This window comes from Novipirellula aureliae (assembly GCF_007860185.1).
Classification (GTDB): domain Bacteria; phylum Planctomycetota; class Planctomycetia; order Pirellulales; family Pirellulaceae; genus Novipirellula_A; species Novipirellula_A aureliae.
On the sequence record NZ_SJPY01000013.1, the window covers coordinates 60,062 to 75,360 of the forward strand.

General features: G+C 52.4%; 11 protein-coding genes. 3 read left to right on the plus strand and 8 right to left on the minus strand.

Annotated features, from left to right (window positions below; translation table 11 throughout):
• Nucleotides 1-39 precede the first annotated feature (39 nt).
• The gene (locus Q31b_RS26820; protein ID WP_146602753.1) at nt 40-1,533 is read right to left on the minus strand and encodes an SDR family oxidoreductase; all 1,494 of its coding nucleotides are present in this window, start codon (nt 1,531-1,533) and stop codon (nt 40-42) included.
• Between the two features lie 251 nt (nt 1,534-1,784).
• Between Q31b_RS26820 and Q31b_RS26825 the strand changes: the two genes are divergently transcribed.
• Entirely contained in the window at nt 1,785-2,732 is a 948-nt protein-coding gene (locus Q31b_RS26825) for an enoyl-CoA hydratase/isomerase family protein (RefSeq protein WP_146602754.1), read from the plus strand.
• A 72-nt stretch (nt 2,733-2,804) separates the two neighbouring features.
• Here the strand turns inward: Q31b_RS26825 and Q31b_RS26830 are convergent, their stop codons facing one another.
• From Q31b_RS26830 to Q31b_RS26860, 7 genes are all read right to left on the minus strand, one after another.
• On the minus strand, nt 2,805-3,656 hold the full coding sequence (locus Q31b_RS26830; RefSeq protein ID WP_146602755.1) for an MBL fold metallo-hydrolase: 852 nt from the start codon (nt 3,654-3,656) through the stop codon (nt 2,805-2,807).
• A gap of 98 nt (nt 3,657-3,754) precedes the next feature.
• Nucleotides 3,755-5,239 (minus strand): class I adenylate-forming enzyme family protein, encoded by a 1,485-nt coding sequence (locus Q31b_RS26835; protein ID WP_146602756.1) that lies wholly within the window; start codon nt 5,237-5,239, stop codon nt 3,755-3,757.
• The gene (locus Q31b_RS26840; protein WP_146602757.1) at nt 5,211-6,581 is read right to left on the minus strand and encodes an aspartate aminotransferase family protein; all 1,371 of its coding nucleotides are present in this window, start codon (nt 6,579-6,581) and stop codon (nt 5,211-5,213) included. The genes Q31b_RS26835 and Q31b_RS26840 overlap by 29 nt, the downstream gene beginning before the upstream one ends.
• A gap of 243 nt (nt 6,582-6,824) precedes the next feature.
• Nucleotides 6,825-9,143, minus strand: coding sequence for an efflux RND transporter permease subunit (locus Q31b_RS26845; protein WP_146602758.1), 2,319 nt, complete (start codon nt 9,141-9,143; stop codon nt 6,825-6,827).
• Entirely contained in the window at nt 9,140-10,498 is a 1,359-nt protein-coding gene (locus Q31b_RS26850) for a hypothetical protein (RefSeq protein ID WP_146602759.1), read from the minus strand. Before Q31b_RS26850 ends, Q31b_RS26845 begins: the two co-directional genes overlap by 4 nt.
• 682 nt (nt 10,499-11,180) lie before the next feature.
• Nucleotides 11,181-11,600 carry a SufD family Fe-S cluster assembly protein gene (locus tag Q31b_RS26855; RefSeq protein ID WP_146602760.1) on the minus strand — a complete coding sequence of 140 codons (420 nt, stop codon included), beginning with the start codon at nt 11,598-11,600 and terminating at the stop codon, nt 11,181-11,183.
• 140 nt (nt 11,601-11,740) lie between these two features.
• Nucleotides 11,741-13,285, minus strand: coding sequence for an AMP-binding protein (locus Q31b_RS26860; protein WP_197172466.1), 1,545 nt, complete (start codon nt 13,283-13,285; stop codon nt 11,741-11,743).
• A 191-nt stretch (nt 13,286-13,476) separates the two neighbouring features.
• Here Q31b_RS26860 and Q31b_RS26865 point away from each other — a divergent pair, with 191 nt between their 5' ends.
• Entirely contained in the window at nt 13,477-13,977 is a 501-nt protein-coding gene (locus tag Q31b_RS26865) for a CBS domain-containing protein (RefSeq protein ID WP_146602762.1), read from the plus strand.
• A gap of 518 nt (nt 13,978-14,495) precedes the next feature.
• The gene (locus tag Q31b_RS26870; RefSeq protein WP_146602763.1) at nt 14,496-14,759 is read left to right on the plus strand and encodes a hypothetical protein; all 264 of its coding nucleotides are present in this window, start codon (nt 14,496-14,498) and stop codon (nt 14,757-14,759) included.
• The last annotated feature ends 540 nt before the right edge of the window (nt 14,760-15,299 follow it).

Consider the following 15,299-nt stretch of genomic DNA (forward strand, 5'->3'; position numbering starts at 1 on the left):
AACGGGCATAGTTTTCTCTGCTCGTCCTTGGATCTTGGATCAAGATGGATTGGATTTGGGCAATTGTTGAGCGACGTGGTCGACAAAATCTAAGACGGTGTCGAGCGAATTTCCGGCACCTTGGACGACCAAATTGCCGACTCGCAACGCGTCGGCCGCTTTGGTTTCCCCCGACGCTAATCGCCGGAAAGTGTGCGAACTTAGGTACGCGTGTGGCAGTGATTCGTCCGCTCGACCGTCGAACAATTCTGCCAAATGAGGACCCTGTCGCTGTAACGTCCATTCGCCTCCGCCCGGACCCGAGACCTCCAGTACCGCGCAAAAAGGAGACTCCATCGCGTAGCCGTTGATCAGTGGGCGATCGGATCGCGCACGTTGCAGCAACTGAGTACCAACATCCAGAGGTGCCGGCACCGGTCGGGAAATGGGCCAGCCAAAATTGTTCTCGACAGCAAATTTAGCCAAACGCCACATGACTTCGCCATCGATGACGGGACACGGAATCTCCGGGGCCGCCGCCAATGTGTTCGCTGTGCCGAATTCAGGGTCGTCTCGCCAGTACGATTGGTAGGTCTCCATTTGCGTCCGAAAAATATCTTCGAACCCTTCGCTGTCGAGCAAATCGGGACTCGCTTTTTCTAACGCAGGAATCGAGAGTTTTTGGATCGCATCACTCAACACTGCGGTCATCTCGTTGATCGAGACGCGATTACTTGGCGTCAAATGATAGGTTCGGCCGTGCAACGACTCGTCCGCCAAAATGTGCGTCATCACCGATGACACCCAGTCGACCGGTACGAAGTTCTTACGCTCCTCGCCAGTCAATCCCAACGCTTGCAGTAGGAACAAAACGTTCATCTCGGATGCGGGTACCTTCCCGACCAACATGTGAACGACCTTCAGCGGTGTATAGAAACCATGATAGGTCGTTGTGTATCCCGTTTGTGAATCACCGACAATGATTGCTGGGCGGTGAACCGTTAGCGTATCGATCCCTTCCCAAGTGCGGACAAGCTTTTCCGCTGCAAGCTTGCTTTCTTCGTAGGGGTTCCCAAGCGATTGGCCAACGTCGACATCGGATTCGAGTATCTTGCCTGTCCGCAGACCACAGACGTAGGCGGTTGATACTTGATGAAACTTGCGGATACCGACCTTGCGAGCAAACTCAAGTGCGTTTCGAGTACCCTCTAGATTCGAACGCCACGGCTCGTTCGTCTCTTCATCCAATTCAAAGGAAAGACTCGCAGCACTGTGAACCAAACTGTGACAGTTCTTACCAACCCATTGCTGTGCTGAATCACTCAATCCCAAGTCCTTTTGGCAAATGTCGCCCTCGAGCACGATGGGACGAGGTAGAATGCAACCTAGCCGTGACTCCCAGCCAGCAAGAATACTCTCGACTCGCCCTTTTGCGCTTTCGATTCGGCTTTTGCGAACCAAGACGGCGATGGGTAAGCCCTGACGCAGGCAATCCCGCATCAAAAAACTGCCCAACAATCCGCTGGCGCCGGTGATTAAGAAATATCGATTCACGTGTTAGCAGACGGTAGTGTTAATGGGCCAATGTAAAGTACGGAGATCTGCGGTATCTGCGCTCAATGGTTTAGGAAGTTTATTCCGATTACAGGGCTTGGTCAAGCGGGTTCGCCACCCCCCAAATATAGCAAGGGTGCTTTCCCGTTTCGTGCAGAAATACTCAAACAGGATTTTCCCAAACGTTACTCCGGTGCGTTTTGAACCGTGACAAACGACGACGCTCGCTATCCTTTCGACCCAACGATGAGATGAAATTCACGCCTAAACCGTTCCTGGACGTCTGTCTCCAATGCGATACTGCTTGGATTTCTCTCAATCGCCCACCAAACAACGCGATCAATCCGGCCATTGCCCATTCATTAAAGACAATGTTGAGCGACATTGTTCGTGATCAGCGAATCGATTCTATTGTGCTATCGGGATCAGGAAAGTGCTTTGCAGCGGGTGCCGATCTCGCATTCTTTGCCAGGCAGGCCGATGCGGAAGACTTCCATCGCATCGAGCAATTCTCTGCACAATTGCACGCACTATGCAATTTCATTGCTGCCTCGCCCAAACCGATCATTGCTGTGGCCGGCGGTAACACACTTGGCGCGGGACTCGAATTGGCACTGGCATGCCACCGGATCATCGTCAATCGAACGACAACATTGGGGTTACCCGAAACCGGGCTCGGGATTTGCCCTGGTAGCGGCGGTACCCAACGGTTACCTCGTCGGATCGACCCCGGACTTGCAAAATGGATGATTTACAATGGAGCCATGTTGTCCGGAAAGGTTGCCGAGAAGTTGGGGGTTGCCGATCATTGCTTGGTGGAGGGTGACTTTGACCTTGGTATTGTGAATCAGGTCGCCAACGTCATTCTACAAAATCGCAAGCGCCCCGCGCCTCCGCAGGAATATCAAGTACTTGCTCAAGTTTTTTCGCAGTTCAGTGTTGCCGAGTTACTTCAACTTGCGTCCCAAGAGTCGATGCCATCTCCATGGGATGGACGTACGCGCCGGGCGGTGAAATCGTTGCTGAAACGTCCACGATGTGCGTTACTGCTAGCCGAGCGATTGATCGAAGAGGGGAGTCAATTGCCATTGAACGAGGCGTTGAAATTAGAGATTGCTGCTCAAAGAGAAATGTTTGAAAACGCGGACGCCCGTGAAGGACTGAAGGCGGCGTTAGCGTCCCAAAATCCCATTTCGTAAGCGTCGCCCGATGCGAGGCTGATTCAATAAAATAAGAGGTGAGCTTCGTTCGATCCCTACCATTTCACCATCTCACAACCCTGTCGCTGTATCATAAATCGTGAATTCCTGTTTGGGTCCTCGACCAACTCGGCTAACCGGAATCTCGATGTCATGGTTCCAAACGACCCAAGTTCTCCGCTCGACGGCATCGGCAAGAATTTTTGGTTTCACCGATCGGGTTTGAAGCGGATACAACTCGTAGGCTGTGTGCCACTGGGGCCGAACATGAGCGGCGGAAGGACAGATGTCTCCAATGAACAGCACCGAGGATTCCGCGTCTTCAAAGTAGAAGCAAGTGTGACCGCGAGTGTGCCCGCCACTGAGTCGGGCGGTTAAGCCTGGCAACAATTCACCGTCGTGCTGAAAGACGTCGACTAAACCCGCTTCGGCCAACGGGCCAATGTTTTGAATCGGATAGGCAGCTCGAATCTCGCTGGCTTGCCCCATCGCGTCTTCCCATTCCCACTGGTGGACCCAATGCCGTGCGTTTGGGAACGTCGGCACGATCTGGCGATCGGTCGTCCATCGGGTCGCCCCCCCAGCGTGGTCAAAATGCAGATGGCTAAACAATACATGGGTCACCTCCTCGGGCTTGATACCGAGACTTGCGATTCCTTCGACGATTGGCTCGCGTGGCTCCAAATCATTGACTTTGCGATCCAGCGGCGAGTATTTCCCTCCGTAGCCGGTGTCGATCAAGACGACGTTTTGACCGTCGCGTGCGACGATGCAATGGGTGTCGACCATGGTGCGATGCAGCGAGTCCACCGGTGGTGCAACGTTCTGCCAAACCGTCCGAGGTACGATCCCGAATAGGACTCCGCCATCGATTCGAAACCGACCACCACTAATCAGGTCAAGTTGCCAGTTTCCGATTCGCATGGTTAAGTTTTCAAGAGAGGAGAACGATGCCGCAATTCGGCCTTGAGTTGTTTAACGTTCTCGGATACGTGTGGATTTGTGTCGGACCCGAGGCGAAACTACAGATTGGACAACGCGGCCATGTCAATCTTGCCAGTGGCGTTGCGCGGTAACGCTTCGACAAATGAAATCATACTTGGACGCTTGTAGTACACCAAGTTCTTCTCGCAATGAGCCCGAACATCCGCGTCGTCAACCCCATGAGCAACAACTGCTGCTTGTACCGATTGGGATCCCGTTCGATGCTCACGTGAATAGACTTTTGCCTCAATCACACCCGAGATACGAAGCAGCACATTTTCGACTTCACTCGGGATTACCTTCATTCCCGCAACATTGATCACTTCAGATTGTCGGCCGTGTAGATAGATTCGGCCCTCGGTATCCTGGTTTGCAATATCACCTGTCTTGAACCAGCCATCGACCACGAATGATTGATCCAGCCCGTTCTCGTCGAGATAGCCGGTCATCATTGATTCACTGCGGACGTAGGTCATGCCAAGCCCTGGTGCCAGACCTTGTCCATCGTCGCGAACATCGACTTCGACATCCTTCATCGCAGGACCAACGCAAATTCCTGCCACCGCTTGGGAACCGGGTAGACTGATCGCAATACCGCCCGTTTCGGTCGTTCCGTAGAGCGGACGAACCGCAATACCAAACTTATTCGCGAAGGCCTTTGCCGTTTTTTCGTTGAGCGGCGCACCGGCGCTAAAGACGGTGTTGACGCGTGCAAACAAATCGCCCCTGGTTCCAAACATCAACGAACCCAACATGGCTGGGACCGCTGGCACGACCGTGACGTTGGTGTCACGAAGTGCCGATTGAACCAAGCCCGCTTCAAATCCTCGCATCGTAATGATTGAAGCTCCACATAATAGTGGCACCATCGTTCCCATCCCATAGCAATAAGCGTGACTCTGGGGAGCCGCGACCAGAATCGTATCGCTTGCTTGAATCCCTGTGGTTTCGATGTAATGAGCTGCTTCCGCGATCGCAGGTCGGCCGGGCCTCAGGGCTACTTTGGGTTGTCCGGTTGTCCCCGAAGTCGGGTGAAGGGGCACACCAGGCAAAACCAGAGAGACATTGCCAGCCGACTCATCGACGATTTTCACGTTCGCGCAAAGCAACCGGGCCCAATCCGCTGCTTCGACTAGATAGGGTTCCAGCCCCGTTTCGCGATACTCCGTTTCGCTGCTGCCGTCACCAAAAACCATTCTTGCCGCATATCGCTCGGCATAGCGACGCATCTCTGCCGCAGGAGTTTTCGCATGTAAAATGAGCGGTGATGCGCCACGAGCCAGAACCGCGCAGAGCGCGGCGGCAAATAGGGGACCATTGGCCACTGCCATCACCACCCGATCGCCGTAACCGATTCCACGTTTGGCTAGCAGTCGTCCCAACGCAACTCGACCCCTGGCGAACTCGACCGCATCAACACGCACTCCCGTGTCAATCGCGTGCATTTCGCCCGAGTAGTTCTCAGCGGCCGACAGAATCGGTTCGGCACTCAGTTCACTTGCAGCAGGTTTTCGCAGCAGCATCCGCAAATCGCTCCAGCGCCATGTCGATGTCGTCGGCAGTGTGAGCAGTCGACAAGAACATTGGCTCAAACTGGTTGGGGTGGAAGTAAACGCCGCTGTTTTGCATGTGATGTTGGAAGTGAATGTACTTGTCGAATTGACAATGTTTTCGCACGTCGCGGTACTCGTTGACTTTCTCAATCTTGCCATCGGTCAAGAACAGACCAAGCAGTGGTCCGACGTTCTGAACCAAATGAGGAATCTTCAGGCGGCCAAAGATCTCTCTCAGTCCATCGGCGAGTTTGGTTGCTAGCCCTTCCATGTAAGGATACATGGTTTCCCGGCTCTCAAGAATCGTGTCCATCGCCGCTTCAGCCGCAGCCATGACCACCGCGTTTCCAGAAAAGACGCCGCCATGGAAAAGTTTTTGTTCCGTGATCATTGACATCATTTCATGCGACGCACCAAAAGCACCGACGGGATAACCTGATCCGAGTGCCTTGGAGATCACCGTGATGTCGGGCTGAACCATGTAGCGACTTTGAGCTCCGCCGGCCGCGACTCGAAAACCGGTGATCACTTCGTCAAAAATCAACAAGGAATCATGGTTCAGCGTCATCTCGCGAACTCCCTGTAAATAACCATCCGCTGGCGGGATAACCCCCGAGTTGCCCATCACCGGCTCCATGATGCATGCTGCAATCCGATCACCATATTCGCGGAAACATGCTTCAAGGGCGTCGATGTCGTTCCAACGCACGACGACGACATCGTTCGGTGCGCCTGCAAGACCAAGTGTCCCCGGGATGATCGGTCCATAACCCTTTTCAGGCAATGCGTCGAGCGGAGCATGGTATTTGTTGAACACCGCGTCGCTCCAACCATGGTAGTGGCCTTCGAACATCACCAAAACGTTCTTGCCGGTGTAAGCACGTGCTAACCGAACTGCCGCCGCACAGGACTCGGTGCCGGAATTTGCGAACCGCATCAATTCCATACCCGGATAAAGCTGCTTGATCTTTGAGGCGACGCGAGCGCTTATCTCGGTCGGAAAGCCAAGTTGCGATCCGCTTGTGCTGATCTGCTTGACAACACTATCAATCACCCGCTGAGGGCAATGCCCAAACAAGAGTGGCCCGTATGCCATATTGAGATCGAGATACTCTTTTCCATCCACATCCCATACGCGTGCTCCCTCACCACGCTCGGCGACCAAGGGCAGGTGGTATGATAATACCCGCATCGAGCTGCTGTCGCCACCTGCAATGCTTTGGCGGGCATTCGCAAGTGCAATTTCGCTTCGAGAGGGTGATTCGTTCGTCGACGGAGGGTGTGAAAGCGAATCCGAAATCGCGTAAGACATGTTAAACCCCGGTGCAGATTTGAAGTGTTGTGGCAGACTTGATGTGAGGCGGGCGATCAACAGAACGGGAGAAAAGGTGTACCACCCAGATGTGATCTCGACCCCCCCCTTCTGTCTAGGTTCTCGTAATATATCGAGTAGCAACCCACTGTCAATCTACGATTTGCCCTATCGTTCGCAAACTACCAAAACCACGTCGTTTAACCGCGGCAGAGCGGCAAAATTGCCCATGCTATCTTATCGTTAACGTGTCCCAGCGGTCCGTCTCGTTTTTTGGAGAAGAAAGAATTTCCCCAATGGACTGTAAAGAATTGCTGGCAATAAGACCAAGTCGGCCAACAATGCTACCGAAAGTAGTGAAGCCATCAGCCAAGCAAAGCGTTGAATCGGCACGAAGGGACTCAGCGCAAAGACCAGCATTCCGAGTCCACATACTAAAGTGGTTTGTGACATTGCCGGCGCACAAGTTCGTAGGCTTTCGATCGCAGCTTGTTGATGAGAACCATGGCGAGCGAACGAATCGCGAAAAGCCATGATTAAGTGCATGGAATCATCGACGCCGATTCCCAACACGGCGCTGGCAGTCATCACGCCGCCAATTTCAACATTCCAACCCATCGCTCCCATCAAGCCGAATACGCCCAGCGCGGGAATGACGTTTGGAAACATCGCCAAAATGCTCCCGATCGGATTACGCAAGACAATCGCCAAGGTGATTGCGATCAACAGCAAGGCTGTAAAATAACTGAAGGTCAGATCACTCAATAGCCGCTGCTGGGTCTTTGCGGCCAAGGGGGCGCCACCGCTAATCGTAAACGAAACGTCAGGATCGGCGGCCTCTTTGAGAGTTTTTGCAGTAATGGCTTTAAGTTCACTCATGATCGCCGAGTAGTCTTGTTCTATGGATCCTTCCACGCGAGCAGTCAATCGCCAAAGTCGTTGGTGTGATTCTTGTCGCAAAAACCGCAGCGACTCAAAGCGGTCAAGCGACTGGTTGACTCCTGAAGACCAGCCGGTTCGGTAGGCAATATCACCAACCGATTGTCGCACTTGGTCAGGCGGGATCGGAGGTGTGAAGTTCAGGGCTGAAATCAAGCTGCCGACTGCTTCACAGCCCCTCAGTTGTCGTTGCAATTCCGCTACCCAACGAAGTTCATCCACTATTTCACGATCATCTCGAAGGGGAACTTCGACGACGATTTCAACCGGGACCAGCGGCCCGATGCGTTGCTCGATCCATGCGTAGTCGCCAAGCAATTTTGCGTCGTCTGGAAAAAGGTCGTGCATCCCAGTCGAAATCCTTAAGCGACGGGCGTTGTACGCTCCCACGACCGCTAGCACGAAAAAAAACGACAGAATGATCGGCCAATAACTCATCCAACGCCACCGAGCGGCGGACTCTTTGGGCGACTCGTTGGCAGCAAGCGAGCCTGGATTCAACGACACATGGACGCTTGGAACATCTCTCCCCGAAAGGCCTTTCCGGCTTGCAGGAAAGTACATCGCTAAGTACCAAAGTGTCAAAAGCACAGCCGTGGGAGCCGTAATCGCTGTATAGAGCCCGAATTTATGGACGGGTACGATTTGGCTAATCGCCAAAGACCCAAAGCCAATCCCCGTCGTGATGGCCGCAAGCAATGTTGGCTTGAACGCGGTTCGGAGCGCGACCCATGCTGGACTTTCGTCACCCGCTTGCTGACACGCATGGCGATAGTAGCCGTACATATGAATGCCGGCCGACACGCTAAGCACCAAGGCCAAATTGGCGGTCAACAGTAAGATGCTATCCATTTGCGTGCCGCTGTAGTGCATCAGCGCCATCGACGCTTGCTCGTTGTAGAGACCGATTCCAAAAATCACCAATGCATACCAAATCCGACGCATGCATATCATCAATAGTCCGACACACACCAAGAAGGAATAGCCATTCAATCGTAGAAGTGACGATTGGCTCGCTTCGTCAATCGCGACCGTTTCGATCGTGGATCCAGCGAAATGGATTTCGTCGATGGGTAGCTCCAAAACGCTTGACGCACTTCGTCGGGCAAAGTCGATGGCGGAATGCCGGTCTGCCATTCCGGCGTCGGAGACCAGTGCAAGCATCGCTGTCGTTTCTTCTTTACCAAGAATCCAACCGAACATACGTGACATGGCTTGACGTCGGGACAAAGCAAGTGGTGGGGCTTGCATTTGCTCGAGAATGGAATCACCAGTCCAAACGTCGCGAAAAAAAACACGGTGGTTACGATCGAGCGGATCAGCCGCGAGCAGGACCTCACGTAAACGCTCGATCTTGGGATCACCAAGCTTTGCACCATCCCAACCAATCATCAGCAATTCATCGCTGCCGAATCGCTGATAAAACTGATAGAGTGTCTCCGTTTCCTCAAATCCAGCTGGCAACCAATCTTCAACTTTCGTGCCACTGTTTTCCCACGCTCGAATTGCTCCGAGCATGACAATCGGAAACACAGCAAACGCAAGAATCAAGCTGCCCCAACGAACCGTCACGCTTGGCCAACGGTGCCTTTGGTCAGTGTTAGCGGGTCTTTTTGTGCTCATGAATGAACCATCATCTCTTCCTTCCACCTCGCAACAAGTTGAAAGGCGGCTTGTTGCGAAAGAATCTCCGGCATCACTCGTAGCGATAGATTGATTCGGCCGCCCGTCGTGTTAATCAACGTGGTGACGTGGGTTCCCGGTCGCAGCGGTGCAGCACCACTGATTCGTTTCAAAGTAAGATCACCTGCAATGGTCAAGCCATCCTCGTTTAGTGGCAATTTGGTGCGGAATCGCCGCGGAACATCCCCAAGGTTGGTTACCACACAGCTGGCTGGACGAGTTGCACGAGTCGCAGCATAAAGTCCCCCGGGGATTCGATCGGCCATCGCCACTCCGTCCAAGAACATTGCACCAATCTTCCATCGCTGAATGAAGCGACTATGCTCGGCGACCGTTTGCAAGGCAGAATCCCAATCGTCGATCGCATCACGTTGTCGCGATAGGAATCCATAGCCTATCATGTTCGCCGCACTCATTCGCACCGCTTGCCTTGGTCGAAGCAAAACAGGCATGTTTGCGACTAACCAACTACGACGCGATCCCACAAGGTGTTGGTCGTTCCATTTTGCGATCACTCGCAGTAACGATAAAATCGCCCAATCGTTCAACGACACCTCCGCTTCATTGGCCGCCGCCCGGACTTGACTGCTTTGGGCCATATCAAACGGTGCGTCGAGTATTCGGATATCGCCACACTGTACTCTCTGCCTGGAGTCTCGGGCAATATCCCCCGCGACCATTTCCGCGCGACGAGTGAAAAACCTCAGAGATTCCATGGCAGTAAACCTGAATGCCGTCATCCGGTCCACGGGTTCGGGGATGGCTCGATCCACTTCAGCGCGGCGAGACAAGTATTTTTGATGAGGCCGACGAAGTTTCGTGCGATCAAGTTTTCCGATCGCCACGGCGTAATTTGCAAACACATCGCCACAGAATTCCATAAACGAAACCCCATCGGTGGCAGCATGATGAAACATGAACTCAATCGATGTTTCCTCACCTTGCTCGACGACGTTGCAGCGAATGGTGGGACCTTTAAAAACATCGACTTTGCGATCGGCAGCCGTTGGCGTTTCGCCATCGGAAAAGATCTTAACTTCAGCGATGGCCTTGTGATTAATTCGCCAAACCTTGCGATCCACTAGGCTGTGCAGCATAGGATGCCAAAGAATCGCCTCACGAAAAGCAATGCGAAAAGGTTCGCGTTGCGGTTTGCCCTGGACGGTCCAACGAATGGGCACACACATGGAATAACAATCAAGTCGCTCATCGCATATCATGTAGCGTTCAAAGGGCGACAAACGTAGCGGGTCTCCGTTGAAATCGCTAGTCGGATTGTTAGATTCAGTGGCCATCAAGTCTTGGAATTGCACGGATTTTTGGTCGCTGTTTTGCTTTGCTGCCGATCGGCCGTCAGTCGAAATCTCGGAGATGCCAATTGTAGCCGCGTTGACTGGCTCCGATAGCATATACTCTCGTCGCACGAGACACAGGCCCTCTTGCGATTTGCCAGAACAAAATGTTTAGGTTGTTTGCGCCGGACGTCTTGAGTATTCCATCGTTGCATGGCCGAGAATTTGCTTGCCAAAGAATATCATTCGGTTGGCCATCTCCGATTTAGAGCACAAGAGAACCCTCTTCTTGAAAAGTGTTCCCATTCGCTGCCCGGATCGCGGTCATCATTGATTTCACGCCGTTGTCTTTGAGCTCCCCTTTGAATTTCGACGTGAACCTTGAATCATTGTCCATCATTCGAATCGTGGGATCTCCATTTCTTAGCCAACCAATTCAATTTGACAGCGGTTGCGGCCCATATACCGAGGCCACCAAAGTACTGCGTAAACTAGCGCCAACCTTTGAATCAACTTTCTGGTACCAGCAACGACTGTCCGGGGGTCAGCAACGGTCTATTGGTTTGCCCAGTTCGGTTTGGAAATAGTGTATTTCCAAACTCCGATTCCGTTCCTCCAACGGACTTGGGGGCCATCCCTTAGGTTTACCCACATCTATTCAGGTTTCCCATTGACTCGGCTTCCGTTACCACTGCCTGTATCTCGCTCCAGTCACGCCAAATCGTGATCCAACCTGGAGCACGATCGCCTTTGCGGTTTCAGTGTCGCGATCTACTGGAGAGAACCGCCGGAGTGGCAAGCTTGCCGTTAGTTGAAAAGGCACGCCTGATGTCGACTTAGCCCATGATGAAGCGGTGTTTGACGAATCTGGTAACGAGAGTGACAGTATCTCTGCTCGTGAATTGGGGTTGGATAAGTAGACCGACGGATAGGTCGTCGTGATGCGTGTACCGAGATTGCCACCGATCCATTCCCTCAATGTACTTCGCTTGGCGATTGCACGTTTCATCGCCAAGTTGTCCATGTCTTTTGCCTCGTTTCGAATCGATGTGAAACGACGACGTGTAGGCGGGCCGACAACCATCGCGACGATGCCAGCATGCAACGATTCGGTGCTGCGGTTGACAATGCGGGGCGTTCATTGGTTTGGGATGGAAAATGAAACCAATGAGCCAAGGGGTGTTCCAAACGGACCATCCCCTCGGTGGGGCCACCAATCTACAACCGTGATCGCTTCGTTTGAATCTATTTTTCGGCGAAGCGACCACAAGTTGTCGCAATCTGTTTTAACGCTCCTAAATCGATCTTTCCCATACTGGTCATCGGCAATTCATTCACTTCGATAAAATCGGCTGGCTTGGGAATCCATAGCGGTGGAAACTCATTTTCAGTCAACTGTTGAACAATTTCAGTGGGCGAGTATTTGATTGGTGGTGTGTGAATCACAATCAGACGTTCTCCCTTCGCGGTATCGGGGATCGCGGTAACCGCCGCGTATTGCAAGCCTTCGTCCGCGTTGGGGGCTACAATTTGGTTGATTGCGTTTTCCACCGCTTCGTGCGGGACCATTTCGCCGCCCAGTTTTGAAAAGCGGCTTTGACGCCCGGTGATGGTGATGAAACCGTCCGCATCTTGTTTGGCAAAGTCGCCTGTGTTGTACCAACCATCGTGTAGGACTTCTGCTGTCATTTGGGGTTGCATCCAGTACCCTAGCATGACGTTGGCGCCGTGAGCCAGCAACAACCCCTCACATCCGATCGGGCGTTCCACTTGCGATTCGGGGTCCACCACTTTTACTTGCACTCCCGGCACGGGCCGACCGACCGTTCCTGACCTATCTCCGGTAACTCCCTTTTGCAACGTTCGAGAAGCAGGTACGTTGACGGATATCCATGGCGACGTTTCGGTCGTTCCATAACCTTCAACCGCCGTTGCCTTGAATTTCTCACTAAACGATTTTGCCAACATTGGATCAAGGCGTTCAGCACCGACAATAGCCAATTCTAAATTTGCAAAATCATCCGCGTCACATCGACGTAGATACATTTTCAAAAAGGTTGGCGTTGCAAACAACACGGTCGCTTTGTACCGTCTGGCGAGCTTCCCAATTTCCTTGGATCCGAATGGATCAACGTGGTAGACTGCTGCCATATCCGTTACGAGCGGCAACCACAATGTGCCGGAATAACCAAAGGCGTGAAAGAAAGGCAAGATACCAATCGTTACATCGTCACGATTTACTCGGTATAAATTCCGAATCGCATTCAGACTGGCGTCGATGTTTCCATGCGACAACATCACTCCCTTGGGCAGTGTGGTTGTGCCCGACGTGAATAGAATGGCCATTAGATCGTCGTCAGAATTCTTGTCTAGGCCAAGCATTCGACCGAGCATCGTAACGGGAAGAAGGTAGCCCGCAGCGATGCACAACAGTCGATCCCACCAAGTCGCAAGTTTTGCCAAATCCTCCACGAAAATCATTTCGGCAGAAAGCTCAAATGGTCGTCGCTTCAGGAATCGCCGACTGGTCAATACGTGCGTGATCGCACACTGCGTGACACAATGCTGCGCTCGGTCGTTCTTGAATGTGTAGTTCAGATTCACCACTGTTTTTCCAGCGAAAGCAACAGCTAGGTTGGCCAAGACCGCAGCAACCGACGGAGGCAGAAGGATACCGATCGATGACTGTGCGGAATTCGCAATTCCCGATCGGATTAGCACACGGCGAAGCACCAATGATGCAGCGAGTAGGCGGCCACCACTCAATTCAAGACCTGTTGAATCAGCCACCTTGCAACGAAACATCCGACAACGGCAGCCGCGAATAAAGCCAAACAATGGAGACACAGTAAAACCTCAAAGCGAAAACGGCGGTCTTGACCGTAAGCACCATACTCTCGGTGGGACCGCCTGATTCGATGTAACAAGCAAATCTAGTTCCGGCACGCCGATTGCTCGTTTCCAATTCGGAGGTTAACAGGATGAGTATCACGAAAACCGAGTCATCAACCCAAGTCCAAAGTGTGATGCAGAGGCATCCGGTCAAAGTCTTAGAATCGGACGCGATCACGGATGCAGTCGATCGAATGCGAGAGAATCACGTTTCCGCCCTACCCGTTGTCGACGAGGGGGGCTATTTGAAAGGGATACTGACTCTCAACGATTTCCTGCGTCTGATTCAAGACACCGCGACCACCTTGAAAGATTCGTTCCCACGCTATGAGGATGCGTACTGGGTAACACAACTCGTTCGAGAGTCCTTTGGCAGCGACGATGTTTCCTCTGCGATGACGACGCAGCCGATTACGGCTTCTTTGGACGATTCACTTCTGGATTTATCGAAATCAATGGTCGATCACCAAGTGCATCATATCCCTGTGGTCGGAAAGGACGGCAAATTGTTGGGCATGGTTTCAACGATTGACATCGTTCGTCTCGTGGCCGATGGGGTTTTGAGTTCATTGCACTTGAATCGATTGTGATCTCAAACGTCGCTAGAATGGCGATCGATTGCCGAACACAGCCATGCCCTATTCCAATTTCTTCTCGCCGACGATTGCCATGGGCGTCCTTTGGGCATTGATGCATCCCCCCACTTGCTTGACGTGGGATTCGGCAGCCGCGTTTAGGGCAATGTTTCGTCGCAATGAAGAAGGAGGGGAAGGATCTTACCTGGCTGTGGCTTCCAGCCGCAGCTTAGGGCGTCAAAAATGGATACCGCAATAGACCATCCATTCAAACAACCGGTGGGGAGGGTTAACGCCTGGCCTCGTCCAATGCCGCTATTTCAATCTGCAGATAATACAAGATACGAACACCGAGTGCGCACCAGCGGACAGTCTCTGAGACAACGGTGCGTCGGTGTCACAGGCAACACCGTTGGTTTTTGAGAATTTTCATAGCGTCGTCCGATTGAATTGACGGAACAGGAATTGCGTTTCAGAAACAAGCACATTGCAACGGCGCAATTCTAAACGTAACGAAATAGGGAGCCACCAAAATGAGTAGTCAAGACAAATTGGTCGCGGAATTAATCCGTGGACTGAAACATGAACGCGATGAGTTGAAGGTTCAAATGAATCTCGGCAAAAAGGAACTACAGGATCAATGGGAAGCAATTGACGAAAAACTCGATTCCCTAGACCAACGCTATACAGCCCTCAAAGGTGCAGTCGACGAAACGGCCGACGAAGTCTATGACTCGCTAAAATTATTGGCGAGCGAAATCAACGTTGGTTTCGATCGTATTCGGAAACATCTGTAAAGTTTCGATCCTCTTTCCAGTGCAGGACTTCCACGACCGGAACTCTCAAACGTTTTGGGAGGAGTGCTAAGAGGATGCTGGTGAAGGTGACGAAAACCTCCGCCTTCGCCATTCATCCCGTCACCGTTCATCCGGATCAGACGGTATCGGCTACATAATCATCGCCTGTCGAAAGTTCGAAAGCTCGGCTTCCCAGAGTTCATCGGTAGAAAGCACCGATTGGCAGGGTAGCACATTCGGAAAAAGATGGCTGCTAAATTTAGACGAAGATGCGTATCACGTACACGTGATTCTCCGTCATCATGTCGCTGTGGAGACGTCTCATGTTCAGATGCAACAGGTAGCCGATCACCAATAGGGGGCAAACGATCGTGGCTCTACATGCTAAAGCACAGGAACTCGCTCCACGGGTACGATACGAATATGACATGTTCGGTTGGTCAGCAGACAAACTATTTGCGTGCCGAAGCGAGTTCCTAGAGGAGGGAGACGACGGCGATCTGATAATCGACGATTGCGAGGATGAGTTAGGGCGACCAT